The 25,798-nt window shown below is 46.3% G+C and carries 28 protein-coding genes; 24 read left to right on the forward strand and 4 right to left on the reverse strand.

The window, feature by feature from the left end:
• Nucleotides 1-57: 57 nt before the first annotated feature.
• A complete protein-coding gene (locus CZ502_RS07195) occupies nucleotides 58-552 on the reverse strand; it encodes a hypothetical protein (RefSeq protein ID WP_076461052.1) in 495 nt (164 codons plus the stop codon).
• A gap of 191 nt (nucleotides 553-743) precedes the next feature.
• Between CZ502_RS07195 and CZ502_RS07200 the strand changes: the two genes are divergently transcribed.
• From CZ502_RS07200 to CZ502_RS07210, 3 genes are all read left to right on the forward strand, one after another.
• Nucleotides 744-1,772, forward strand: a complete 1,029-nt coding sequence (locus CZ502_RS07200; RefSeq protein ID WP_076461054.1) for a serine hydrolase domain-containing protein — start codon at nucleotides 744-746, stop codon at nucleotides 1,770-1,772.
• A 178-nt stretch (nucleotides 1,773-1,950) separates the two neighbouring features.
• Entirely contained in the window at nucleotides 1,951-3,177 is a 1,227-nt protein-coding gene (gene arcA / locus CZ502_RS07205) for an arginine deiminase (RefSeq protein WP_076461056.1), read from the forward strand.
• A 101-nt stretch (nucleotides 3,178-3,278) separates the two neighbouring features.
• Nucleotides 3,279-3,740 carry an arginine repressor gene (locus tag CZ502_RS07210; RefSeq protein ID WP_076461058.1) on the forward strand — a complete coding sequence of 154 codons (462 nt, stop codon included), beginning with the start codon at nucleotides 3,279-3,281 and terminating at the stop codon, nucleotides 3,738-3,740.
• 59 nt (nucleotides 3,741-3,799) lie between these two features.
• Here the strand turns inward: CZ502_RS07210 and CZ502_RS07215 are convergent, their stop codons facing one another.
• The 3 genes from CZ502_RS07215 to CZ502_RS07225 are packed head-to-tail and all read right to left on the reverse strand — an operon-like array spanning nucleotide 3,800 to nucleotide 6,152.
• Nucleotides 3,800-4,093 (reverse strand): hypothetical protein, encoded by a 294-nt coding sequence (locus CZ502_RS07215; RefSeq protein ID WP_076461060.1) that lies wholly within the window; start codon nucleotides 4,091-4,093, stop codon nucleotides 3,800-3,802.
• A gap of 14 nt (nucleotides 4,094-4,107) precedes the next feature.
• Complete coding sequence (locus CZ502_RS07220; protein WP_076461062.1) at nucleotides 4,108-4,815, reverse strand: type 1 glutamine amidotransferase; 708 nt, start codon at nucleotides 4,813-4,815, stop codon at nucleotides 4,108-4,110.
• Entirely contained in the window at nucleotides 4,815-6,152 is a 1,338-nt protein-coding gene (locus CZ502_RS07225; protein ID WP_076461064.1) for a Mur ligase family protein, read from the reverse strand. The genes CZ502_RS07220 and CZ502_RS07225 overlap by 1 nt, the downstream gene beginning before the upstream one ends.
• A gap of 225 nt (nucleotides 6,153-6,377) precedes the next feature.
• Between CZ502_RS07225 and CZ502_RS07230 the strand changes: the two genes are divergently transcribed.
• The 21 genes from CZ502_RS07230 (at nucleotide 6,378) to yidD (ending at nucleotide 25,791) form a co-directional block, all read left to right on the forward strand.
• The gene (locus CZ502_RS07230) at nucleotides 6,378-6,968 is read left to right on the forward strand and encodes a thymidine kinase (RefSeq protein WP_076461066.1); all 591 of its coding nucleotides are present in this window, start codon (nucleotides 6,378-6,380) and stop codon (nucleotides 6,966-6,968) included.
• Nucleotides 6,969-6,977: 9 nt separating this feature from the next.
• Complete coding sequence (prfA, locus tag CZ502_RS07235; protein WP_200804237.1) at nucleotides 6,978-8,060, forward strand: peptide chain release factor 1; 1,083 nt, start codon at nucleotides 6,978-6,980, stop codon at nucleotides 8,058-8,060.
• A complete protein-coding gene (prmC, locus tag CZ502_RS07240; RefSeq protein WP_076461070.1) occupies nucleotides 8,053-8,919 on the forward strand; it encodes a peptide chain release factor N(5)-glutamine methyltransferase in 867 nt (288 codons plus the stop codon). Before prfA ends, prmC begins: the two co-directional genes overlap by 8 nt.
• A 5-nt stretch (nucleotides 8,920-8,924) precedes the next feature.
• Nucleotides 8,925-9,953, forward strand: a complete 1,029-nt coding sequence (locus tag CZ502_RS07245) for an L-threonylcarbamoyladenylate synthase (protein ID WP_076461072.1) — start codon at nucleotides 8,925-8,927, stop codon at nucleotides 9,951-9,953.
• A gap of 74 nt (nucleotides 9,954-10,027) precedes the next feature.
• On the forward strand, nucleotides 10,028-11,263 hold the full coding sequence (glyA, locus tag CZ502_RS07250) for a serine hydroxymethyltransferase (RefSeq protein WP_076461074.1): 1,236 nt from the start codon (nucleotides 10,028-10,030) through the stop codon (nucleotides 11,261-11,263).
• A 97-nt stretch (nucleotides 11,264-11,360) separates the two neighbouring features.
• A complete protein-coding gene (gene upp / locus CZ502_RS07255; protein WP_076461076.1) occupies nucleotides 11,361-11,996 on the forward strand; it encodes a uracil phosphoribosyltransferase in 636 nt (211 codons plus the stop codon).
• 128 nt (nucleotides 11,997-12,124) lie between these two features.
• A complete protein-coding gene (gene ptsP, locus CZ502_RS07260) occupies nucleotides 12,125-13,852 on the forward strand; it encodes a phosphoenolpyruvate--protein phosphotransferase (protein WP_076461078.1) in 1,728 nt (575 codons plus the stop codon).
• Nucleotides 13,853-13,974: 122 nt separating this feature from the next.
• Nucleotides 13,975-15,090, forward strand: a complete 1,116-nt coding sequence (locus tag CZ502_RS07265) for a YibE/F family protein (protein WP_076461080.1) — start codon at nucleotides 13,975-13,977, stop codon at nucleotides 15,088-15,090.
• Nucleotides 15,087-15,860 carry a YibE/F family protein gene (locus CZ502_RS07270; RefSeq protein WP_076461083.1) on the forward strand — a complete coding sequence of 258 codons (774 nt, stop codon included), beginning with the start codon at nucleotides 15,087-15,089 and terminating at the stop codon, nucleotides 15,858-15,860. The genes CZ502_RS07265 and CZ502_RS07270 overlap by 4 nt, the downstream gene beginning before the upstream one ends.
• A gap of 407 nt (nucleotides 15,861-16,267) precedes the next feature.
• A complete protein-coding gene (gene atpB / locus CZ502_RS07275; protein ID WP_076461085.1) occupies nucleotides 16,268-16,975 on the forward strand; it encodes a F0F1 ATP synthase subunit A in 708 nt (235 codons plus the stop codon).
• 24 nt (nucleotides 16,976-16,999) lie between these two features.
• The gene (gene atpE / locus CZ502_RS07280) at nucleotides 17,000-17,218 is read left to right on the forward strand and encodes a F0F1 ATP synthase subunit C (RefSeq protein WP_003666561.1); all 219 of its coding nucleotides are present in this window, start codon (nucleotides 17,000-17,002) and stop codon (nucleotides 17,216-17,218) included.
• Nucleotides 17,219-17,261: 43 nt separating this feature from the next.
• Nucleotides 17,262-17,780: a F0F1 ATP synthase subunit B gene (atpF, locus tag CZ502_RS07285; RefSeq protein WP_076461087.1), complete on the forward strand. Its 519-nt coding sequence runs from the start codon at nucleotides 17,262-17,264 to the stop codon at nucleotides 17,778-17,780.
• Nucleotides 17,770-18,312 carry an ATP synthase F1 subunit delta gene (atpH, locus tag CZ502_RS07290; protein WP_076461089.1) on the forward strand — a complete coding sequence of 181 codons (543 nt, stop codon included), beginning with the start codon at nucleotides 17,770-17,772 and terminating at the stop codon, nucleotides 18,310-18,312. Before atpF ends, atpH begins: the two co-directional genes overlap by 11 nt.
• Nucleotides 18,313-18,344: 32 nt before the next feature.
• Nucleotides 18,345-19,880: a F0F1 ATP synthase subunit alpha gene (gene atpA, locus CZ502_RS07295; protein ID WP_076461091.1), complete on the forward strand. Its 1,536-nt coding sequence runs from the start codon at nucleotides 18,345-18,347 to the stop codon at nucleotides 19,878-19,880.
• A 36-nt stretch (nucleotides 19,881-19,916) separates the two neighbouring features.
• Nucleotides 19,917-20,864 (forward strand): F0F1 ATP synthase subunit gamma, encoded by a 948-nt coding sequence (locus CZ502_RS07300; protein ID WP_076461093.1) that lies wholly within the window; start codon nucleotides 19,917-19,919, stop codon nucleotides 20,862-20,864.
• Between the two features lie 25 nt (nucleotides 20,865-20,889).
• Nucleotides 20,890-22,314 (forward strand): F0F1 ATP synthase subunit beta, encoded by a 1,425-nt coding sequence (gene atpD, locus CZ502_RS07305; protein WP_076461095.1) that lies wholly within the window; start codon nucleotides 20,890-20,892, stop codon nucleotides 22,312-22,314.
• Nucleotides 22,315-22,325: 11 nt separating this feature from the next.
• Complete coding sequence (locus tag CZ502_RS07310) at nucleotides 22,326-22,757, forward strand: F0F1 ATP synthase subunit epsilon (protein ID WP_076461097.1); 432 nt, start codon at nucleotides 22,326-22,328, stop codon at nucleotides 22,755-22,757.
• 161 nt (nucleotides 22,758-22,918) lie between these two features.
• Nucleotides 22,919-23,140, forward strand: coding sequence for a DUF1146 family protein (locus CZ502_RS07315; RefSeq protein ID WP_083673350.1), 222 nt, complete (start codon nucleotides 22,919-22,921; stop codon nucleotides 23,138-23,140).
• 18 nt (nucleotides 23,141-23,158) lie between these two features.
• Nucleotides 23,159-24,439 carry a UDP-N-acetylglucosamine 1-carboxyvinyltransferase gene (murA, locus tag CZ502_RS07320; RefSeq protein ID WP_076461101.1) on the forward strand — a complete coding sequence of 427 codons (1,281 nt, stop codon included), beginning with the start codon at nucleotides 23,159-23,161 and terminating at the stop codon, nucleotides 24,437-24,439.
• A 113-nt stretch (nucleotides 24,440-24,552) separates the two neighbouring features.
• Entirely contained in the window at nucleotides 24,553-25,545 is a 993-nt protein-coding gene (locus CZ502_RS07325; protein WP_076461103.1) for a rod shape-determining protein, read from the forward strand.
• Nucleotides 25,546-25,551: 6 nt separating this feature from the next.
• Nucleotides 25,552-25,791, forward strand: a complete 240-nt coding sequence (gene yidD, locus CZ502_RS07330) for a membrane protein insertion efficiency factor YidD (protein WP_076461105.1) — start codon at nucleotides 25,552-25,554, stop codon at nucleotides 25,789-25,791.
• The last annotated feature ends 7 nt before the right edge of the window (nucleotides 25,792-25,798 follow it).

The raw sequence follows: 25,798 nt of genomic DNA on the forward strand, positions 1-25,798 counted from the left end.
ATATAAAAAGCAAGAGATCAGATTGTTCATTGATCTCTTGCTTTTTATTATTAGCAATCAGTTCTCGTAATTACCAGTGACCGGGTTCATTTCCTGCAACTGATTGGTTGTGGGATCATACTGGTAGGTCCCGGTAAGGTGAGCGATGTTCGGGTCGCCACCTTCATTATTTCTTACTTCAATCTGGTAACTGTTGTCGTTATTTTTGTTGACATAATAATGATTGCCATCTTGTTGCACGCCACTTGTCTTGACAAAGTTTGTTAAGACTTGTTGGTCATTGTTGTGATTACTTACCGGCTGACTTGTGTTTGCCTGCTGGTCAGGATTAGCAGCTTGATTATCGGTAGTTGTGGCAGTTGCCTGTGGGGCTGCCTTTGCGGTATTTACCTTCTTTGCGGTCTTCGTCGAGGATTGCTTTACCACCTTTGCATTGGTAGTAGTGGTCTTACTTGTCGTGGGGGCCGCTGCGCTGTTAGCACAACCCGCTAACCCGAGCGCGGTTAAAATTACTAATGAACCTGCTAATGCTTTACTTGTCACTTTTGTCATTTTAATGACCCCCTCAAATTCTCTCTTATGGTTATTGACTTCATTTACATTATACCGCTTTTTGAAATATTTTTGTAACATTTTTAACTTTTTTGTTACATTGATTCCTGAAAACGCGACTAATTATTTCCTATCGCTGAGAGATAGGGTAAAATAAGGGCGTTTAAATAAGTGATAAGGAGTGGTCGCTGATGGAAAAGTATTCATTAACAATTACAAAACTGCGGCAAATGGTTAAGGAGGGGATCATCCCTGGAGTAAGCTATTTGATCTTTGACGGTTCCCGGGAGATTCGCGACGTGCAGGGACTGGCACAGGTGTACCCTGAACCGGCACCGCTAAAACCGGGAATGCAATACGATCTTGCTTCATTAACAAAAGTGGTGGGGACAGTACCCGTTATCGCAATGCTCCTTCAGCAAAAGCAGCTCCAGCTAGACGACCCGGTTAATAAGTACCTTCCAGAATTTACTGATTCTCGCCCAACGATCCGCAACCTCCTTACGCACACCTCGGGAATTAGCGGCTATATTCCTCATCGCAATGAATTAACGGCTCCTGCGTTGAAGCAGGCCTTCTTAACGGAAATGCATGTCGATGATACCTTAAACCGCCAGATTAGGTATGCCGATGTTAACTACCTGTACCTTGGCTGGATTATCGAACGAATCCTATCCCTTCCCGTACAGGACGTGATTGCCCAGCGGGTATTACAACCCCTAAAAATGACCGGAGCAAGTTTTACGCCGGCCCCCGAAAACTGTGTACCGACAGAGGTCCAAGCAAAGCGGGGAGTTATTAGGGGGAAAACTCATGATCCAAAGGGGTATATTCTCGGTAAAGATTGTGGCTGTGCAGGATTATTTGCCACCCTCGATGACTTGGCAAGATTCGGCCGGGCACTAATTGAAACAAACTTCGGGGGACTTCTGCACCCCGCGCTTGTTGACGCAATGTTTGTCGACCAGACCTTAATTCCGGGGCCACATTCGCGGTCGCTTGGCTGGAAACTGCTCCATTCCCGGGCCCGCGACAAGCACCTGTTGATTAGCCACACAGGTTTTACCGGGACCTGGATGGTTCTTGACAAGCAGACTGACCAGGGCTTTATTGTGTTGACTAACCGGGTTCACCCGACCGCCCAAAACCAAGAATACCTTGATGCCCGCGACCACCTGCTGGCAACTTATCTTAAAGAAAAAGAAAAAATTATGGAGTAAATATGCGTAATTGTGGATAAAATGGTCCGTAATATCTCCTTCGGTGGATATTTCGGAAGATTTCCTTATAATAATTATTTTCCTTTGCAAATAGTCCTACAAAAAGCGCAAAACGCCTTTTGACAACGCTTTCAGCTACCGATATGATGAAAGGAGAATAAATAAGGAGGGAGCTAACATGCAACAGCCAATCCATGTAATGTCAGAGATCGGAAAGCTGAAAACGGTGATGCTTCACCGCCCTGGTAAGGAGATTGAGAATGTTTATCCCGCAATCTTAGAACGGATGCTGGTTGATGATATTCCGTACTTGCCAATTGCCCAACAAGAACATGATTTATTTGCGAAGACACTGCGGGAGACGGGGACCGAAGTGCTGTACTTGGAAGATTTGCTGGCGGAGTCGCTCACTAGTCACCAGGAAAAAGAGGCATTCCTAGAAACGATTATTACGGAGTCAAACATTGGCCCTGGCCCAGTCCACGATGGTTTGCTGGCTGCCCTGCTTGACCTACCGCCGCGAAAAATGGTCGACAAGGTGATTGCCGGGGTTCGCAAAGATGAGATTAAAACCGCCCACACCTCGCTAGCTGAGCTGGCTGAAGAGCGGGATTATCCATTTTACCTTGACCCGATGCCCAATGTATATTTCACCCGCGATCAGCAGGCCTGTATTGGGGATGGGTTAACGATTAACCGGATGGCATTTAAAGCACGGCGGCGTGAATCCCTATTTATGGAATACATCATTAACCACCATCCCCGTTTTGCGGGCGAACAGATTAATATTTGGCGGAATCGTTACGCCAAGGGCCGCCTTGAGGGTGGTGATGAGCTGGTATTAAATGACCACGTACTGGCGATTGGTATTTCCCAGCGGACATCCGCAAAGGCAATTACTGAGCTAGCAGAAAGCTTATTTGCACATTCAAATTACGATACGATTGTTGCTATTCATATTCCGCATAATCATGCAATGATGCACTTAGATACCGTCTTCACGATGATTAATTACGACCAGTTCACTGTCCACCCAGCGATTCTCAGTGACCAGGGGCACATTGATGCCTTCGTCATGCACCCGGCAAAGGATGGGGAGATCGCGATTACTCATGAACGGGACTTACAGCAGGTTCTTAAACAAGTCCTCAACAAATCTTCAATTGATTTAATCCCTACTGGTGGTGGCGACCCGATCATTGCTCCGCGTGAGCAGTGGAATGACGGTTCCAATACCTTAGCGATTGCGCCGGGGGAAGTAATCACTTATGACCGTAACTATGTCTCCAATGAATTGCTGCGCGAACACGGCATTTTAGTTCACGAGATTCGGTCCAGCGAGTTATCCCGTGGGCGTGGTGGTCCGCGCTGTATGTCCTGTCCGCTCGTCCGGGAAGATATTTAAGCAGGGAAGCAACGAAGAAGGAAAGTAGTTTAACCTTTTTTCTCATTGCTTTTTCTTGTATTATTATTAGTATCAATGAATATTTAAAGAAGGGGACGCGAATGGATCGAAAGGGAAGACGTAAATTTATTGAACAGGTTGTTAACGACCAGAAGATTGAGACCCAGGACGAATTGCTGCGGTTGTTAGCGGACGCGGGGTTTGTCACGACCCAGGCAACAGTTTCGCGGGACATTCATGCGCTAAATATTGTGAAGGCCAATGACGGTAATGGGCACACTCATTATGTCCAGTTACACGTAAAGCCGGAGCATAATTATGACCGGCTCTACCAGGGAATTTATGATAATGTGCGGACGATTGAAACAGTCCAGTTCATCAACGTCATTAAAACGGCCCTCAACTCAAGCTATGCGACGATCCTAGGGGGGATGTTTGATGAGTTGGACTTGCCAGGAGTTGTGGGGACCCTGGCGGGAAACGATACGTTGATTGTAATTAGTAAGAATAACGATGATGCTAAACAAATCTATGAACTAATCACTAGCCATATGCGGTCCTAGTGATTGTGGAAAATTAAAAAGTGGCTGACGAAAAATCATCGTCAGCCACTTTTTTGTAATTACATTAGTTGGGATTTTAACTGGTCCATTTGGTAAATAACCACGGTTTCAATTAGCGTAATCAAGCTTACCAGCAGCACCGTAAAATGGGTGTTTGCGACGAATAAGAGGATGATTAATATCCACGAAAGCCAGTTCCACCGTCGCTCGTGTTGCATCACCCGGGTGAACTTGGGAGTAACCTTGGCTGGATTGTTGATTGCTAATTGCTGTAATTGGGAAAATAAGCGAACCTCCCAAAAACTTTCGAGTAAGAAAATAATGGTAAAGATAAATGTTAATAGTTGGTCCACAATTTCTCCTTAATTTAGAATGTTGCCTTAATCTTCAGCTCCCGCTGCTTGCTAAGGTCAGCGTCAGGATACTTATGCTCAAGGGCGGCCAGTAAGATCTTCTTAGCGATTTCACCATTTCTTGTCAGAATTGGACCGTGGAAGTAGGAACAGTAGGTGTTCTTATAAATGGCGCCCTCGGTGTGGTCTTCACCATTGTTACCATTTCCTGAAACAACTTCCCCAAGCGGCCGTTCACCTTTGCCGAGAAAGGTCCGGCCGTTATGGTTCTCAAAACCGTGGTATTCTTCCCCGGTTTCTTGATTCTTGATTGTGATATCCCCGATAAAGCGGTGGTTGTCCTGGCTAAGGGTATAGTGGTCAAGGATTCCAAGGCCGGGGATCTTTTCACCATTAGCCCCGATATAATAATGACCGAGTAACTGGTAGCCACCACAGATGGCAAGGACTGGTTTGCCAGTATTAATAAACTTCTCAAGCCCCGCTTTTTTATGTGGGAGGTCCTTTGAAACGACAAGTTGCTCGTAGTCTTGACCGCCACCAAAGAGGGCAAGGTCAAAGTCATCGGGGTTAAAGTGGTCATCAATACTGATCACCTTAACATCAATGTCGGCGTCCATTTGCTTTGCGTAGTATTTTAAGGCAATAATATTGCCGACATCACTGTAGGTGTTGAGTAAGTCGCCATACAGGTGGGCAAGTCGCAAGTGATACTTCGCCATTAGTCCATTCCTCCTTTGATGTAGCCCTTTTCCGCCAGCTGTTTCCGCAATTGTAAGACCGCCGTGTAGGTGGCAAGAATATAGACGTGTTCAGTTGGCATGTCCTTAATCTTATCGACGACCTTTGTCAGGTCCGGCTCGTGCCACATATTTTCGATTCCGGCCATCGTCAAGCGGGTAGTGATGTCCTTGTAGCGTTCGCCCCCGGTCATGTACTGGGGAATTTCGTGCTTCGTTAGTTTTTCAAAGTCGCCGTCCCAGATCCAGCTGGTATCAATCCCGTCAGCATAGTTGGCATTTAAAAGAAAGGCAAAACTAAACGGCTTGTCGTCAGTTTCGATCATGTCGAGGACCTGGTTTAAGCCAACCGGGTTCTTAACAAGGATCAGGGTAACCTGCTTGCCGTCGACGTTAATCACCTCTTGGCGGCCGAAGACCCGTTCGTCGGCTTCAAAGGCATCCTTAATCTGCTCCTGGCTGACACCGAGAAAGCGGCCAAGTGAATAGGCAGCCAGGGCGTTATAGATGTTATAAAGACCGCCAATGCCAATTTTGTACTGCTGACCGTCGATTTCAAAGGTCGAGTTAGTCGGTGTTAGCTTGCTAATCTTGGTGACGGCGTAAGTTAATTCCGGACGGTGGAATCCGCAGTGGGGGCAAAAGTAATTACCCAGGCCAGCGTATGTCCGCATCCGGTACTTTAAGATGTGCTGACACTTGGGGCAGAGTAAGCCGTCGGTATTCGCCGGGGCGTTAAACGCTTCTTTTTCTTCGTGGTTAAAACCATAGTAGATAACCGGGTTAGGTAAATCCTTACTATTAAAAAGCTGCTCATCCCCGTTAGCAATAATTGTTGCCTTAGGGGCTAATTTAACCCCCTGGAGAATCTTATCGTAGGTGGTGTAAATTTCACCATAGCGGTCCATTTGATCACGGAAGATATTAGTGAAGACAAAGGCAACCGGGGTGATGAACTTACAGACCTTAACGACATTGGCTTCGTCAACTTCTAAGACTGCTAACCCTTTTTGCTTTGGTCGGGGGGCAGTGATAAAGGTGGTTACAATTCCTTGTTCCATGTTGGAGCCGGTCGGATTTGTCAATACTTGATCGTATTTTTCACGCAGGACGCGAACGCTTAGAGCAGTGGTCAGCGTCTTCCCGTTAGTCCCGGTAACGATTACCAAGTCATATTTTTTACTAAAGGCTTGAAGAATGTTGGGATCAAGCTTAAGGGTTAACTTGCCGGGAAGTGAGCTACCACCATGCATAAAGGTATGTAGAAACCAGTAGCTCGACCGTCCAGCGAATTCAGCGATTGAACTTCGAACTGTCATGAATAAGTGCAATCCTTTCTGTTTGATATCTTAATTAGGTTAGTAATTTTTTGGTTGATTAAATCACCGTTTAATTTTAAGCTTTACGATGGTAAAAAGAAAGCGATTGACCCGAAATTATTATTCAGGAACGATAAAAGGGTGATCGGCAAGTAGAACTATTTAAATGTTAAGAATTTTTGGATATAATGAAGAGTACTATGCAAACAAAAAGGAGCAATCGTAGTGGCACAATTATTCTTTAAATACGGCGCGATGAATTCTGGTAAGTCAATTGATATTTTGAAGGTTGCCCATAACTATGAAGAACAGGGGAAGCCGGTTGTCTTGATGACCAGTGGGGTCGATGATCGCTCTGGTCGGGGCGTTATTGCCAGCCGGATTGGCCTTGAGCGTAAGGTCGCACCGATAATGGATGATACTAATATCTATGATTACGTCAACGAGATGGATCATAAGATTTACTGTGTGTTGATCGATGAAGCCCAGTTTTTAAAGAAAAAGCATGTCTTACAATTAATCAAAATTGTCGATGAGCTCAATATTCCAGTAATGACATTTGGCCTCAAAAACGACTTCCGGAATGAATTGTTTGAAGGGTCGAAGTACTTACTAATCTATGCCGATAAGATTGAAGAGATGAAGACAATTTGCTGGTTCTGTCCGCATAAGGCGACGATGAACCTGCGAATTAATAATGGCAAGCCGGTATATGAAGGTGAGCAGGTACAAATCGGCGGTAATGAGTCGTATTACCCCGTTTGCCGGAAACATTATTTTCATCCCCAACTAAATGATGGACAGGAGGAAAAGTAGAGAATGGAAATGGAAGAAATTTTTGACAAGCTCCAGGCAGTTGCTGACCGTTATGATGAATTAAACGAACTGATCAGTGACCCAGAAGTAATCGCTGATTCCCAACGGTTTATGAAGCTTTCTAAGGAAGAGGGGAGCTTGCGGGAGACCGTTGAAAAATACAACGAGTATAAGCAGGTAGCCCAGACCATTAAGGACGACGAGGAAATGTTGCGGGAGATTGACGACCCCGACCTGACCGCCATGACCAAGGATGAGTTAGCGGAAGCAAAGGAGAAGCAGGCAACGCTGGAAAAGGAACTAGAAGTCTTGCTGATTCCGAAGGACCCTAACGACGATAAGAACATCATCATGGAAATCCGTGGTGCTGCTGGTGGGGATGAGGCCAGTCTTTTTGCGGCCGACTTGTACAACATGTACCTCCACTACGCTGAAAAGCAAGGGTGGAACGTTGAAGTCGTTGATAAAAATGAAACCGAAGTCGGTGGTTTTAAAGAAATCGCCCTGATGATTACTGGTGATAAGGTTTACTCGAAGTTGAAGTTTGAAAACGGGGCCCACCGTGTTCAGCGGGTTCCAGTCACCGAGTCAGCCGGGCGGGTCCATACCTCAACCGCGACTGTCGGGGTTATGCCAGAAGCAGAGGACGTTGACGTTGACATCGATCCAAAGGATATCCGGGTTGACGTTTACCGTTCTAGTGGTGCTGGTGGTCAGCACGTCAACAAGACGTCATCAGCTGTCCGGATGACCCACTTGCCGACTGGAATCGTTGTTGCGATGCAAGATGAACGATCACAGCAACAAAACCGGGCAAAGGCAATGCGGATTTTGAAGTCCCGGGTATATGACTACTACCAACAACAAGAACAAAGTGCCTACGACCAAAAGCGGAAGGACGCAATTGGGACTGGTGACCGTTCCGAGCGGATTCGGACTTACAACTTCCCGCAAAACCGGGTTACTGACCACCGGATTGGCTTAACGTTAAATAAGCTTGATAAGATTATGGCTGGTGATTTGGATGAAATCATCGAAGCACTGATTGTTGCTGACCAGACGCAGAAGTTGGAGCAGTTGCGTAATGAGTAGTTTTACCGCGGGCAACTACTTTATGGCCCAGCGGTGGGCAAAAGAACAACTTGCGGGGACGGATGTTGATCCACAGGCCCCACAATTTTTGCTCCAGCAGCGTCATGGCTGGGATGCGACCCACTTATTACTACACAACCGTGACCAAATGCCAGCAGACGAAGTGACGTGGTGGCAAGATGCAATTAGGCGGTTGCTAAATCATGAGCCTGCTCAATACATTATTGGGCAGGCCCCATTTTATGGTCGCCTTTTTACGGTGAATAAGGATGTCTTGATTCCTGAAGCGGAGACAGCGGAGTTGGTTGACTGGGTTCTTGAAGAGATGCCAGTGCGGCCAATGAAAGTTCTTGACCTGGGGACCGGGAGTGGGGTAATTGGGATAACCCTTGCCCTTGAGAGACCGCAATGGCAGGTAACACTAAGTGATATTTCGTCAGCGGCAATTGCGGTTGCCAAGCGAAACATGGTCCGACAGGGCGTTGACTTAGCGATCATTGAGAGTGACCTCTTTGCAAACATTACTGACCGCTATGACTTAATTGTCACTAACCCGCCGTACATTGACCGCGATGATATTGCGGTAATGGATCAGGCGGTCTTAGAAAATGAGCCAGCCACGGCGCTCTTTGCTGACGAGCATGGTCTTGGCTTTTACCACCGGCTATTTGCCACAGTTGCTAGCCATCTCCAGCCGGGCGGCCAGCTCTTCGGTGAGACCGGCTATGACCAAGAAGAATCAATTCAACGACTACTGCACCAAGTTGATGCACACGCACAGATAAGGCCACGGCATGACGTGGCAGGAAAAATGAGGATGATACACGCATGGGATTTTTCAGACGCAGGAGGAAGATAGCAAGAATGGATACAAGAATTTATCGGCATGGTGAAATTGACCAGGCAGCCGCCGCAATTAAGCGCGGTGAGTTAGTTGCTTTTCCAACTGAAACTGTTTATGGCCTCGGGGCAGATGCCACGAATGCAGAGGCGGTCAAAAACGTTTACCTTGCAAAGGGCCGGCCAAGTGACAACCCGCTGATTGTCCATGTCAATTCAATTGCGATGGTTGAACAGTATGCGGCGGAGATACCGGCCAATGCCCGTAAGCTAATGGAAAAGTTTTGGCCTGGTTCGTTGACGATTATTTTAAAAATAAAGAAGCGAGCCCTTTCCAAGACGGTTACCGGGGGCTTGAATACAGTTGCTTTCCGTTTTCCTGACTGCCAGCCAACCCTTGACCTGATTGAAGCAGCAGGAGTGCCAATGGTTGGCCCGTCAGCCAATACTTCGGGAAAACCTAGCCCGACGACTGCCCAGCACGTTTACCATGACCTTCACGGTAAGATTGCCGGCATCCTCGATAACGGACCAACGCGGGTGGGGGTTGAATCAACCGTCCTTGATATGTCAACTGACCAGCCGGCAATCTTGCGTCCCGGGGCGGTTACCAAGAAGGACATTGAATCCGTTATCGGCTCAATTGATGTTAACCACCATAAGGTTGGCAAGCACGAAACACCAAAGGCACCGGGGATGAAGTACAAGCACTATGCTCCCAATGCCCAGGTTTACATCGTTGATAGTGAAAGCGACTGGGATAAAGTAGTTGCGTGGATCAAGCAGCAGCCATTCGATGTTGGAATGATGGCAGAAGAAAAAATCTTACAAAAAGAAGTCTTACCGATGAACGCCATCCAGTTTTCACTCGGTAAGAATGTCCAGGATGCTAGTGCGCGCTTGTTTGACGGCTTACGCCAATTTGATGACCAGCCAAATGTTAAGGCAATTGTCACCCAGGCATTCCCTGACCACGACCTTGGTGGGGCGTACATGAATCGGTTAAATAAGTCTGCTGGTGGTGTTCACTTTGACCCTAATGCGGTAAAATAAAATAGATGATAATGTTGCGGTTATTTTTCTCGTTGCTTTGGAAAAATAGCCGCTTTTTTAAGGAGATGGTATCAATGAACTATGCTGAAAAAGATCCCCAATTATGGCGAGCAATTGATCGAGAAGAACAACGCCAACAAGAGACGATTGAGCTGATCGCCTCAGAAAATATTGTTTCGGATGCGGTTCGTGAAGCGCAAGGTTCAGTCTTGACGAATAAATACGCGGAAGGGTACCCGAAGAAGCGCTATTACGGTGGTTGTGAATACATTGACCAGGTTGAACAACTGGCGATTGATTACGCTAAAAAGTTGTTTGGGGCAGAATACGCGAATGTTCAGCCTCACTCTGGTTCACAGGCAAACATGGCCGTTTACCAGGCCCTCTTAAAGCCTGGTGACACAATCCTGGGGATGGGGATGGATGCCGGTGGCCACTTGACGCACGGGGCAAAGGTTAACTTTAGCGGTAAGATGTACAAGACTTACGGTTACGGCCTTGACGCAACAACAGAAGAATTAAATTATGACGAGATCGCTGCCTTAGCACGCGAGGCGAAGCCACAGTTAATTGTTGCGGGGGCATCTGCTTACAGCCGGATTATTGACTGGCAAAAGTTCCGGGAAATTGCGGATGAGGTAGGCGCCTACTTGATGGTTGATATGGCCCACATTGCTGGCTTGGTTGCGACCGGTGCGCACCCGAGTCCAGTTCCAGTAGCAGATGTTGTGACGACAACTACTCACAAGACGCTCCGGGGCCCACGGGGTGGGATGATCCTTTCCAAGTCAGCTGACCTTGGCAAAAAGATTAATTCTGCTGTCTTCCCGGGAACCCAGGGTGGTCCGTTAGAACACGTAATTGCGGGGAAGGCCCAGGCATTTTACGAGGACCTGCAACCCCAGTATGCCGACTATATTGACCAGGTTGTTAAAAATGCGGCAGCAATGGCGGCCGTTTTCAACCAGACGGATGACATCCGGGTAGTATCTGGCGGAACCGATAACCACTTGCTAGTCCTTGATATAACCAAGACCGGTTTAACCGGTAAAGAAGCCCAAAACCTCCTCGACGAGGTTCATATTACGACAAATAAGGAGTCAATCCCCAATGATCCGCGAAGCCCGTTTGTAACAAGTGGGCTACGGTTGGGAACCCCAGCGGTGACGAGTCGTGGCTTCAAGGAAGATGACGTGAAAAAGGTTGCGGAAATTATCACGATGGTCTTGACCAATGCCACGGATGAAGAGAAGCGCCAAGCAGCCAGTGCAGCCGTCCATGAATTAACGACCAAGTACCCAATCGACTAGTTATTTTAGTAATATATGAAAAAGTTCTTAAGATTTTTTGTCAGGCCTTGCGTTTTCTGGTAGAATAGTGAAGAAATTCAAAGGAGTGTATTTTAGCATGGGTAAATTTGAAGTTATTGATCATCCGTTGATTCAACATAAGTTAACAATGATTCGGGATAAGAATGTGGGGACAAAGTTTTTCCGTGAAACGGTAAAGGAAATCTCAACATTAATGGCATACGAAGTCGCTCGTGACATGCCAGTAAAGGACGTTGAGATTGAGACCCCAATTGCTAAGACGACTCAAAAAGAACTAGCTGGGAAGAAAGTGGCAATTATTCCAATTCTTCGGGCTGGTTTGGGAATGGTTGATGGGATGACCAACTTAATTCCCGCTGCTAAGATCGGCTTTATCGGGATGTACCGTGACGAAGAGACGTTAAAGCCACATGAATACTTTGTTAAGCTGCCTAACGACATCACTGAACGACAATTATTTATTGTTGACCCAATGCTTGCAACTGGTGGTTCAGCCATGATGGCAATTGATGCATTGAAGAAGCGTGGCTGCAAAGAAGAAAACATGAAGTTTGCTTGCTTAGTTGCTGCTCCTGAAGGGGTCAAGGCTGTTCGGGAAGCTTACCCTGGCGTTGACCTTTATACGGCCGGCCTTGATGACCACTTAAACAAGGATGGTTACATCGTTCCTGGATTAGGGGATGCCGGTGACCGCTTGTTTGGGACCAAGTAAGCATGAAAGTTGTCCGCTGCTTGTTAGATAAAGAGCTAACAAGCAGCGGATTTTTTTATTATAAAGTGTTTTGCGCTGAAAAGGTTTTCACTTATAATAAGATTGGATTAGAAAAGAGGGATTGAGTTATGGTAACCCGAATTAACGGTATTGCAGCAAGTGATGGTGTCGGCATAGCGCCAGTCTACCTGCTGACGAAGCCAAACCTAAGTTTTGAAAAATACCATATTAGTGATGCACCGGCGGAAAAGGCCCGCCTGCACCATGCTTTTGATGAGATTGTTAGTGAATTAGCAAAGTTAAAGGACCGCCTGACGGGGAAACTCAGTGATGATGACTTGGCGATCTTTGATACTCATATTGCAATCTTAAATGACCCTGAAATGATCAAACAGGTAGAAAACCGGATCACTAACCAGCGACTAAATGCCGAGTCGGCGTTTGCAGAAGTCATTTCAAAGATGGTTAAGACCTTGCAGGCGATGACGGGAAATGAATACATGCAAGAACGGGCCACGGACTTTCAAAACATCCAAGACCAGGTCCTCGCCAAGCTTGAAGGAAAGGAACTACCTAACCTCCGTTCGCTTGACCATCCGGTGGTGGTGGTTGCCCACTCGATTGGGCCGTCAGATACTTCCCAGATGGATGCCCGCTTTGTCAAGGGGATTGTAACAGACCTTGGGGGGCGGACAAGTCACGCGGCAATTATGGCCCGGTCGCTCCAAATTCCCGCCATTGTCGGCTGTAGTAATATTACCGAACGCGTTGATAATGGCGACCAGCTGATTGTCGATGGCTTCGCCGGGACAGCCATCATTGCGCCGACACCGGATGAGGTTAAGAAGTACCAACGGGTTGCCCAGCGCTTTGCGAAAACTCGTCAGCAGTGGCAGCAAATGATTGACCAACCATCAGTGACGGCGGATGGTCACCGGTATAAGATTGCGGCCAATATTGGTTCATCTGCCGATATTCCGGCGGTTAACGAAAATGGCGCCGATGGGGTCGGCCTTTTTCGTACCGAGTTCCTTTACATGAAGAGTGACCATCTGCCAACCGAAGAAGAGCAGTTTGTGGCTTACCGGCACGCTGTTGAGCAATTAGCCGGCAAACGATTGGTTGTGCGGACCCTTGACATTGGTGGTGACAAGCCGTTGAAGTTCATGCCCCTGCCAAAGGAGATGAATCCCTTCTTAGGCTACCGGGCAATCCGGATTGCGCTTGATCGGCCAGCGATGTTTCGGACCCAGATACGGGCGCTGATTCGTGCGTCAGCATATGGTGATATTAGCATTATGTTTCCGATGATTACGACCCTTGAGGAACTATTGGCGGCAAAGAAGATTTACTTTGAAGAGCAGCGGAAACTAGCTGCTGACCATCCCCACATCGGTGAGAATATCCGCTTGGGCATGATGATTGAAGTCCCGCTAGCGGCGCTAAATGCTGACCGGCTTGCGGCAGAAGTTGACTTCTTTAGCATTGGGACTAATGACCTTATCCAGTACTGTTTTGCGGCCGACCGGGGCAATGATTCCGTTTCATACCTCTACCAGCCGCTTAACCCGACATTTTTGCAACTGATTAAGCATATCATCGATGCTGGCCATGCTCATGAGACCACGGTTGCGATGTGCGGGGAGATGGCTGGTGACCGCTATGCCTTGCCACTATTAATTGGGATGGGCCTTGACGTTTACTCGATGAGCGCCAGTTCGATTTTACGGACGCGGTCAATGATGAAGGAGTTAGATCGCCACAAGTGTGAACAGTTATACCAGACGGCAATTAGCGCTTGCGACACAATGCCGGAAGTAAAAGAACTGGTTAAACAGTGGCTTCTTGAAGGCTAGGCAAAAGGATTTAGGGAAAAGTTAAGTTTTTCCTTAAATCCTTTTTTTAGAGCTGCTTTAGAGTAGAATGGAAAACCGAAACAAAAGCTAAGCAAGCTTTAATGATGAGGAGATGGCAGGCAGTGGTTAAGCAATCGTGGACTAGGCAAAAGACATGGCTGCTAATTATCTTAGTAGTTGCCGGCATCGGCGCGATGCTTTTTACTAGTCACAATGAACAGCTATACCAGCGACCAATTGCGAAGGTAACTAGTGAACAAACTGTTGCCCGGCGGCAGACAAAGGATCAATTTCAAAATGTCGACCACCAAACGGACCAGCGATTAACGGTGACACTGATGAATGGAAAGTACCGCGGCCAGAAACTGACGGTCCAGAATACGTATAGCGACTCGCAGCCGATGGACCAGCGGTTTAGCGTGGGTGATAAGCTCTTCTTGAGCCAATTGCACCGGCAAAATGGCAAGTTAGTGGCGAATGTCAATGGTTATAAGCGGGATACGGTAATCGTCTTTCTTAGCTGGCTAGTCATATTGTTGTTACTGTTAACGATGGGCAAGGCAGGGTTGCTCGCCCTTGTCAGCGTTGTAATTAACGCCTTACTGTTCCTTCTTGCGATTAATATTGACCTGCAGCAAAATGGGCAGCACATAATCTTGCTGTTTAGTATTTTAGCGATTGTCTTCACCTTTATTAGCCTACTGCTTGTGCTCGGCTTTAGTAAACGAATGCTCGCGACGTTTACCGCCACGGTAATTGGAACCTTTGCGGCGATGGGAATTAGCCTGGTAGTCTTTAATTTGACCCACGAACGCGGGGTCTTTTATGAGTCGATGGAGTACGTCACCCAGGTACCACGGCCGTTGTTTTTAGCAGAAACTTTGCTCGGGTCACTGGGGGCGGTGATGGATGAGTCGAGTGATATTATTGCCACCCTCTTTGAACTAAAACGTCTTAATCCCCAGGTCACGAGGAAGCAGCTCTTTATGTCTGGGCGGACTGTCGGCAAGTCAATTATGGGGCCGTTAGTCAATGTGTTATTCCTCATTTTTATGGTCGACACGTTTACCGGAAGCCTGCTGTACATTAAAAATGGTAATTCCTGGGGTTATACGTATGCGATGAACATGAGCTTAGGGACAGTGCAGAGCCTAATTAGCGGTATCGGGATTGTTTTGGCGATCCCCCTGGTCAGTCTTTTGGGAGCATTATTATTAGGAAGGAGAGGGCAAGTATGACAACGATTACGGGTCTCGGCCTGGTATTAATGATTTTGATGATTCTGGTCGGTGGTAAGCAGGGGTGGACGGCCTTTTTAAGTCTCTTGCTTAATTTTGGCTTTTTGTATTTTGCAATCGTCCTCGTTGCCTTTCATGTGCCACCGTTGTTTGTGACGGTGACAGTTGGTGTGATTATCCTCGCCGTTACCATTTTCATGGGAGAAGACGATCTACGGACGACCGTCACGGCATTCTATGCTTCACTAATCGTGATGGCCTTTTTGCTGGGCTTAATCTTTTTTGTCGAGCACTGGGCAATGGTGCAAGGCTTTGGGACAGAAGATAGTGATGAACTAGAAGGGATGTCGATTTTAATTGGCATTAGTTACTTGAAAGTATCGGTAACCGTCACGATTCTCAGTACCCTGGGGGCAATTGCGGAAGCAGCGATGGCAATTGCTTCGGGGCTAACGGAAGTCCTTGAAAACCATCCGCACAGCAGCGACCAGCAATTGATAAGCAGTGGGATGTCAATTGGGCGCCAAATTATTGGGACCACATTTAATACCCTCTTCTTTGGCTTCTTTGGGGGCTTTTTAGCTCTATTTATTTGGTTTATCGGCCTCCACTATTCCTTTGGCACCATCATGAACAACAAGATCTTTGTGGCGGAGATGATTGAAATTTTAATTTCATTTATCGGGGTGCTAATTACTGTGCCAATGACAGCATGGGTGATGACTAAGCGGCGAAAAAACATTATTGATAACCCAACGAAAATTAAGTAGGATGCAGATAAAAAGTGGCCGTGGAGCGAGTGGCTCCATGGCCGCTTTTTTGATGATCATTGTAAAGAAGGGGAGCGTCTTTTGACTAGTAACGGTGAAGGATGCGCAAGTTAACCGGCGAAATTTGGTAGATGTTTAGCAGGACGAATTTCTCTTTTTGGTATAACTATTCACAGATGTTTTGTTGAAAAACAATTAGCAATAAAAAGTTCATCGGCATCACTGACAGCGCTTTCTTTTGGCCTTTATCAACCGATTAGCAGCGCTCGGCTTATCAATTATTTTTTTGAATTTTGTGTGAAATAATGATATATTAACATTCGTAACTTGGGCTAGTTCGTTATTTTTGCAACGTTCATCCAACTTACAAGCCAAATTATTGTTATAAGGAAAGAGGTGGAATATGAATGGGCGGTGATGCTTTAACTTTTAAGCTTTTCGGACTTACATTCAATACAACGAATATCGTGTCTGGACTGATTATCTACGCAATCGTGTTCTTCACTCTTTACGGGATGTCACGAAAGATTCAAATGAAGCCGACTGGCGCACAAAACGTTTTTGAATGGCTAGTTGATTTCACCAACGGAATTGTTCGAAGTCAGATGCCGGCATCTGAACAAGGTCATTATAGTTTCTTAGCCTTTGTTTTATTTGTCTTTATCTTCTTCGCTAACCAATTTGGGTTGATTTTCCAATTCCATTGGAATGACGCGGAAGTGCTTAGAAGTCCAACGGCAGATCCAGTTGTTACATTAACGTTCTCGTTGATGGTAATGGTATTAGCACACGCTGCTGGGGTTGCCCACAATGGTCTTGGTGGCTACCTGAAAGGGTACACGAAGCCATTTACGTTGATGCTTCCTGTTAACATCATTGAAGACTTTGCTAACTTCTTAACGTTGGGTCTCCGTATCTTTGGTAACATTTTTGCCGGTGAACTGTTGATGAGTTTAATTGCCAACATGGCATTCTCACATGGTGCCTTGACGATTATTCCGGGATTACTCCTGGAACTTGCATGGCAAGGATTCTCAGTCTTTATCGGTTCAATTCAGGCATATGTCTTTGTAACATTAACGACGGTTTATATTTCTCGGAAGATTTCCGAATAATAATCCCTAAGGAGGAATTTTAAAATGGCATTAGGAGCAATTGCTGCAGGACTCGCGGCTATGGGTGCCGCTATCGGTGGTGGTATCGGTGACGGTATCTTAATTGGACACACTGTCGACAGTATCGCACGTCAACCAGAATTACAAAGTAGATTACAAGCAACGATGTTTATTGGTGTTGGTTTGATTGAAGCCATGCCTATCATTGCCATCGTTATTGGCTTCCTTGTTATGAACAAGTAATTATAAATTGAGTTTTTAATTTTAGATAAGGAGGTGTCAATAGATGTTTGTAAACAGTGTGTTAGCTGAATCAAACAGTTTATACATTGGTGACTTAGTATTCTACATCGTTACATTCATCATCTTGATGTTATTGGTTAAGCACTTTGCGTGGAAGCCAATCACAGACATGATGCAAAAGCGTGCTGATAAGATCGCTAGTGACATTGATAATGCTGCTAAATCACGGGAGAGCGCGGAAAAGATGGCTGCCAAGCGGCAAGCTGAATTAAACAACTCTCGCCAGGAAGCTGCTGACATTGTAAGCAATGCCAAGAAGTCTGGTGAGACCCAACGTGCACAAATCGTTGAAGCAGCACAAAATGACGCGCAAGCTCTTAAGCAACAAGCACAAAAAGATGCTGAGCAAGCACGGCGTGACGCATTAAATGGTGCTAAGGATGACGTTGCAAACTTATCTATTGAGATCGCTACTAAACTCATTCAAAAAGAATTAAAGGCAGACGATCAAAAAGAATTGATCGATTCCTATATCGAAGGGTTGGTAAAACATGAGTCTTGATAAGAAGACAGTCGCTGAGCGCTACGCAAAGGCACTGTTTGAATTGGTCGATGAAGATAACGAACTCGATCAAACTTATCAAGAATTGATTGCTTTACGCCAAGTCTTTGAGGACAACGAGGGATTGGACGCCGCACTTGCTGGTGTTCAACTGTCACTTGATGAAAAGAAATCATTGATTGAGGATTTAAAGCAGGGTGCTTCAAAGTACGTTGCCAACTTGATCCAAATGGTTTTTGATTACGGCCGCATTGACTGCATGGTCGCAATTATTGATGAGTTTGAACGGCGGTATGACCGGAAGAATAAACGGATGCATGCTGACGTTATCACAGCGATCCAACTCGATAAACAACAACAAGATCAACTAAAGGCCAACTTGGCCAAGCGCTTTGATGCTAATGAAGTAGTGTTAAACGAACAAGTTGATCCAGAAATTTTAGGTGGGGTTATTATCCATGCTGATAACAAGACATTGGATGGTAGTCTCAGCTCAAAGATTAAGCAAATTCGTCGTTTACTAGTTAGATAAAATAGATCTTTTTTCAAAGAGGTGAGACCTTTATGAGCATTAAAACTGAGGAAATCAGTTCACTCATCAAGAAACAACTTGCCAACTACCAAGACAAAGTATCTGTCGAAGAAACGGGTACTGTTACCTATGTTGGTGATGGGGTTGCTCGTGCCGACGGCTTGGAAAATGCCATGGCAGGTGAGTTGCTCGAATTTAGTAACGGGGTCTACGGGATGGCGCAAAACCTTGAAAGTAACGATGTTGGTATCGTTATTTTAGGGGATTACACCGGCATCCGCGAAGGCGACACCGTTAAGCGGACGGGTCGAATCATGGAAGTACCCGTCGGTGATGCATTATTAGGACGGGTTGTTGACTCATTAGGTCGTCCAATTGATGGCTTAGGTGAGATCAAGACTGATAAGTCACGTCCGATTGAACGTAAGGCTCCAGGTGTTATGGAGCGGAAGAGTGTTAGTGAACCACTACAAACGGGGATTAAGGTTATTGATGCCTTAGTTCCAATTGGTCGTGGTCAGCGTGAATTGATTATTGGTGACCGGAAGACTGGTAAGACTGCCATTGCTTTGGACACCATCATTAACCAAAAGGGCCAAGACGTAATTTGTATTTACGTTGCAATTGGTCAAAAGGAATCAACCGTTCGTGCCAGTGTTGAAACATTACGGAAGTACGGTGCATTAGATTACACCATTGTTGTTTCCGCTAGTGCTTCAAACCCTGCGCCAATGTTATATATTGCGCCATATGCAGGGGCAGCGATGGGTGAAGAGTTCATGTTCAATGGCAAGGATGTTTTGATCATTTATGATGACCTTTCAAAGCAGGCCGATGCTTACCGTGAACTTTCCTTAATTCTTCGTCGGCCTCCTGGTCGGGAAGCTTACCCTGGTGATATTTTCTATACTCACTCACGGTTGCTCGAACGTGCTGCTCGTTTGTCTGATGACCTCGGTGGTGGTTCAATGACCGCTTTACCAATCATCCAGACGCAAGCTGGTGACGTTTCAGCATATATTCCAACTAACGTTATTTCAATTACTGACGGCCAGATCTTCTTGGATTCTGATGAATTCTACGCTGGTCAACGTCCAGCCATCGATGCCGGTACTTCTGTTTCCCGGGTTGGTGGTGACGCCCAGGTTAAGGCCATGAAGAAGGTTGCCGGGACATTACGTTTGGATATTGCTTCATACAATGAATTAGCATCATTCGCTCAGTTCGGTTCTGACTTGGATGCTGCGACCCAGGCTAAGTTAGCCCGTGGTCAACGGACGATGGAAGTCTTAAAGCAAGGCTTACACCAACCACTACCAGTTGAAGAACAAGTTGTGACATTATTTGCCCTTCAACAAGGATTCATTGATAAGATTTCAATGGACGATGTTCAACGTTTCGAAAGTGAATTGGCTGCATTTATGCATGCTAACCACCAAGACCTCTACGACAGCATCAAGAAGACTGGTAAGTTACCAGAAGGCGATGACTTGCTCAATGCCGTTACGGAGTTTGCAAACCAATTCCAACCTAGTGACAGCAATAAGCAAGCTGCCGAAGATAAGTAATTAAATGATGATTAGTCGAAAGGACGGTGAGATTTAGTGCCAGCTTCACTCGCTGCAGTTAAACACAAGATTGATTCCACGAAGAGTACTCGTCAGATTACTTCGGCGATGCAAATGGTTTCAACCGCAAAACTGAATCAAATTCAACACCACACTCAGACCTACGAAGTATATGCTGAGAAGGTTAAGCAAATGTTGTCTGATCTGGTTAAATCTCACAGCGCAACATCTGCAGCTTCGCAAGATGATGTTTACGCTGCACTGTTTAAAAAGCGCGCAGTTAAAAAGACTGGGGTGCTTGTGATTACGTCTGATCGGGGATTGGTTGGTAGTTACAACAGTAACATTATCAAACAAACCCTCGATATGATGGCTAAGCACAATCTTGATAAAGACAACACCGTTTTTCTGACAGTTGGTAAGACCGGGACAGAGTTCTTCAAAAAGCGGGGAATGAATGTTATTTACGAATACGCAGGAGTAAGTGACGTCCCAACTTACCGTGAGGTTCACGGGATTGTTAAGACAGCTGTACAAATGTATAATGACGGGGTATTCGATGAAATGTACATGGCCTTTAGCCACTACGTTAACCGGATTACTTCCCGGGTTATTATTCATGATGTTTTGCCAATTACCGAACACTCATTAATTGATGAAGAAGCTGTAACTGAAGAAGGACACGAGGAATTAACTAATTCTGACGTTACTTCTGCACCGGTTTCTGCTGAATATGAGTTTGAACCGTCAGATACGGAAATCGTTTCTGCATTGGTTGCCCAATATGCAGAAAGTTTGATTTACGGAGCGATTCTTGATGCGAAGACATCAGAACACTCCTCAAGTGCTAATGCAATGCGCTCAGCAACGGATAATGCTGATGACATTATCTCGACGCTCGAATTGCAATATAACCGAGCACGGCAGGCTGCAATTACCACCGAAATTACTGAAATTACCGGTGGGATGACAGCCCAAGAATAATATTTCTAACGTAGGAGGAAACAACATGAGTTCTGGTAAAGTTTTACAAGTTATCGGACCAGTTGTCGATGTTGAATTCCCCTTAGACGGAAAGCTTCCTGAAATTAACGATGCCTTGAAGATTAAGGAAAGTGATGACAAGGTCTTAACAACAGAAGTTGCCCTTGAATTAGGTGACGGGGTTGTTCGGACGATTGCCATGGACGGTACTGATGGTCTTCAACGGGGAATGGAAGTTGAAAACACTGGTGCATCAATTAGTGTGCCAGTTGGTGATGATACTCTGGGACGAGTATTTAACGTCTTAGGTGAACCAGTTGACAATGGACCCGAATTTGGTCCTGATGCTAAGCGGATGCCAATTCACCGTGACGCACCAAAGTATGATGACTTAAACAATGCCACTGAAATTTTGGAAACAGGGATCAAGGTTATTGACCTCTTAGCTCCATATGTTCGTGGTGGTAAGATTGGTCTATTCGGTGGTGCCGGTGTTGGTAAGACCGTTTTGATTCAGGAATTGATTCACAATATTGCCCAAGGTCACAACGGTATTTCTGTCTTCACAGGGGTTGGTGAACGGACCCGTGAAGGTAACGATATGTACTACGAAATGAAGGCTTCTGGGGTTCTCGAAAAGACAGCCATGGTTTATGGTCAGATGAACGAACCACCTGGTGCCCGGATGCGGGTTGCCTTGACTGGTTTGACCATTGCGGAATACTTCCGTGATGTTAAGGGCCAAGATGTGCTGTTATTCATCGATAACATCTTCCGGTTTACCCAGGCCGGTTCAGAAGTTTCTGCCCTGTTAGGACGGATTCCTTCAGCCGTTGGTTACCAGCCAACGTTGGCGACTGAAATGGGTCAGTTGCAAGAACGGATCACTTCTACCAAGAAGGGATCAATTACGTCTATTCAGGCCGTTTATGTTCCTGCCGATGACTACACCGACCCTGCTCCAGCAACAACGTTTGCCCACTTGGATGCGACGACTAACTTGGAACGGCGGTTAACCCAGATTGGTATTTACCCTGCCGTTGACCCATTGGCTTCAACTTCAACTGCCTTAACTCCTGAAATTGTTGGTAAGGAACACTACGAAGTTGCAACCCAAGTTCAGCACGTTTTGCAACGGTACCATGAACTTCAAGATATCATCTCAATCTTAGGGATGGATGAATTATCTGACGAAGAAAAGACGATCGTTGCGCGTGCACGGCGGATTCAAAACTTCCTTTCACAAAGCTTTAGTGTTGCTTCACAATTTACCGGCTTGCCTGGTAAGTATGTTCCATTGAAGGAAACAATCAAGGGCTTTAAGGAAATTCTTGCTGGTAAGTATGATGACCTGCCAGAAGAAGCATTCCGGTTGGTTGGACCAATTGAAGACGTTGTCGAAAAGGCAAATAAAATGAAGGCTGATACTGACGATAGTTCAGAAGATTAGGAGGGATAATCATGGCTGATAGTCAATTTAAGGTCACCATTATTACTCCTGATGGCACCGTTTATGATAATGATGCGGTCACGATGCTCGTGATGAACACTTCTGGTGGTCAGATGGGGATCATGGCTAATCACGTGCCATTAATCGCTGCTCTTGAAATCAGTACAGTCCGGATTAAACATTCCGAAGGCACTGATGAAGTTGCCGCAGTTAATGGTGGGATCATCCAGTTTGATGGTCACGATGCCTTAATCGCAGCTGATAGTGCCGAAATGCCTGAAGCAATTGACGTTGAACGGGCAAAGAAAGCGAAGGAACGTTCCGAAGCTGCCATTGCCAAAGCAAAGAAGAATAATCAGCAAGGGGACTTGGCTCGTGCCGAAGTTCACCTCAAGCGGGCAATTAACCGTTTGAATGCTGCTTCAAAACAACGTGGTATTTAGGCAAAATAACTTCAAAGATAAAGAGGCTAAGGGAAAAATTCACCCTAGCCTCTTTTATTTTGCTTAACATAACGTTAAGCTTTTTCGATAACGGCCACCAAAATCCTATGTTATGATAAGATTAAAATTAGTTTTTAAAAGAGGGTGATCGTTTGCAAATAATGGGCATTAAGGCGTTGATTGAAATTATTGTTCAATTTGCCTTTGTATGGCTATCGTTTGCTGCTATTCAGGGGATGCACTTTGAACGGTTCTTTAACCGACCACCACGGACGCTGCCGTTGCTGATCGTTTTGCTGGCGACGGGATTGGGCTACCTCTGTGCGACCTTTTTCCTGAGTATTCTTAGTGCAATTGGCAATTTAACCTACTTAATTCGATAGTTGATAGTGGAGGAACTTATGGAAAAAATAATTATTAGGGGCGGTCACCGGTTAGCTGGTCGGGTAAAAGTTGAAGGAGCGAAGAATGCGGTGCTGCCAATTCAGGCGGCCGCCATCCTGGCTTCTAGTGGAAATATCGTCCTAAGCAACGTACCACTCTTAGCTGATGTTGCGACGATGAACCAGTTATTGCGCTTTTTAAACTTAACAGTTGACTTTACCACCGAAAAGCATCAACTGGTAATTGACGCAACAGCCCCCGTGTCATCGGAGGTTTCCCTGGAATACGTTAACCGACTGCACGCATCAATGGTGGTGCTTGGTCCACTACTGGCCCGGACAGGGCATGCTAAAATTGCTTTGCCAGCTGGTGGCGTCGATGGCTCGCGACCAGTTAGTCTCCAAATAAAGGGACTGCGCCAGTTAGGAGCAGTTATTGAGCAGCAAGATGGTTTTATTGAAGCACATGCGGACCACCTGGTGGGTCAACGGATCTGCCTCGATTTCCCAAGTGTGGGAGCGACAGAGAGCATCATGATGGCGGCGACCCTCGCAAGTGGGATTACGACAATTGAAAACGCGGCTCGTGAACCAGAAATTGTTGATTTAGCTGCAGTTCTCAATAAGATGGGGGCCCGTGTCCATGGGGCAGGAACCGACGTTATCCGGATTCAGGGAGTTAACTTCTTGCATGGCTGTGAACATGTTGTTATTCCTGACCGGATTGAAGCGGGAACGTACATGATTGCCGCGGCGGTTACTAACGGTGACGTTGTTGTCGAAGGGGCAATCCCCGAGCATAATGCTGCCTTGATTGCGAAACTCGAAGAGATGGGGGTAACGGTGATAAGGCAAGATGATGGTATCCGGGTATTCGGGACTGCTGTCTTGATCCCTGCCGCCATTCAGACGCTGCCATACCCGGGCTTTCCTACTGACCTCCAGCCCCCAATGGCGGTCCTTCAGCTGTTGGCAAACGGGACTAGTAGCTTAGCGGAGACAATCTTTAAGCATCGCTTTGTCCACCTAAAAGAGTTACGGCGGATGAATGCGCACTTTCAGCTTAATGGGGACACGGCCGTTTTTAGCGGACCAACCCACTTTCGCGGTGCAGAAGTGGCGGCCACTGACCTCCGAACAGGCGCTGCATTAGTGCTTGCTGGTTTAGTAGCTGATGGACTTACCCAGGTGCAAAATCTCCAGTATATTGACCGGGGATACTACCATTTCGACCAAAAACTACGGCAGCTCGGTGCGGAGATTGACCGGGTTGATCGCGATGACAAAAATAGCCAATAAAATGAATGCGCCCAGTCAAGACTAAGCGCGAGATTGGGCTGATTTTGTGGTATAATTACGAACGATTAACGAGTTAAGTTGCAATACTTGACTAGCTAGAAGGAGAAGAAATAATGGCAAAGGATATTGGAATTGATTTAGGGACGGCCAATGTTTTGATTTACGTTCAAGGCAAGGGCGTTGTCCTAAATGAACCGTCAGTTGTTGCGGTTGATACAAAGACCAATAAAGTATTGGCTGTTGGGTCGGAAGCTTACCGGATGGTTGGCCGGACGCCAAGTAACATTCGTGCTATTCGCCCATTAAAAGATGGGGTAATCTCTGATTTCGATGTTACCCAAGAGATGCTTTCCTACTTTATCGGTAAGTTGAGTGTGAAGGGCTTTATGTCCAAGCCAAATATCATGATTTGCGCACCAACGAACATTACCGACATTGAACGCAAAGCAATCATCCAGGCTGCTGAACAATCCGGCGGCGGAAAGGTTTACCTCGAATACGAGCCGAAAGTTGCCGCGATTGGTGCGGGCCTAGATATCTTTAAACCACGGGGAAACATGGTTATTGATATGGGTGGTGGTACCAGTGATATCGCCATTCTTTCACTAGGGGATATCGTCTCAAGCCAGTCAATTCGGATGGCCGGTGACAAGATGAATGCCGATATTGCTAACTACATTAAGAACAAGCATGGCCTGGTAATCGGTGAGCATACGGCGGAAAAGATTAAGATGGATCTTGGGACCGCCTTGCGGGTAGATGACCCGGCAACGATGGATGTTCGTGGACGGGACGTTGCTAGTGGGATGCCAAAGCAAATCACGGTGAACGAAAACGAGATTGAAGAGGCGCTACACGATACGCTGGAACAAATTGTTGCAGCCGCTATTCATGTCCTCGAGACGATTCCACCAGAGCTTGCGAGTGACATTATCGATCGTGGGATCATGCTCACTGGTGGGACGTCGCTATTAAAGGGAATCGACCAGCTATTTAGTGCACGGTTAAAGGTGCCAGTTGTTGTTTCACAAGACCCACTAGACAATGTTGCTAGGGGTGCTGGTGAGATGCTTGAACGGATGCAAAAGACAGAACGAAAGAAGTAATGCTGAATGGTCAGGGGACTATGTAGATTGATCCGGTGGTACCAGCAGGGCATTTCTGCTAGGCGACCGCTAAGGGTTTGCCGTTATTACCCGAGTTGTTCGCAGTACATGATTGAGGCCTTACAACGCTTCGGTATGAAGGGCCTCCTATTGGGGATGGCGCGGATTTTGCGTTGCCAGCCATTTGTTCGTGGCGGCTATGACCCTGTACCAGTTCGCTTTACCTTTCGGCGTCAACGATATTAATGATTAT

This window comes from Limosilactobacillus caccae (assembly GCF_900156885.1).
Taxonomy (GTDB): Bacteria; Bacillota; Bacilli; order Lactobacillales; family Lactobacillaceae; genus Limosilactobacillus; species Limosilactobacillus caccae.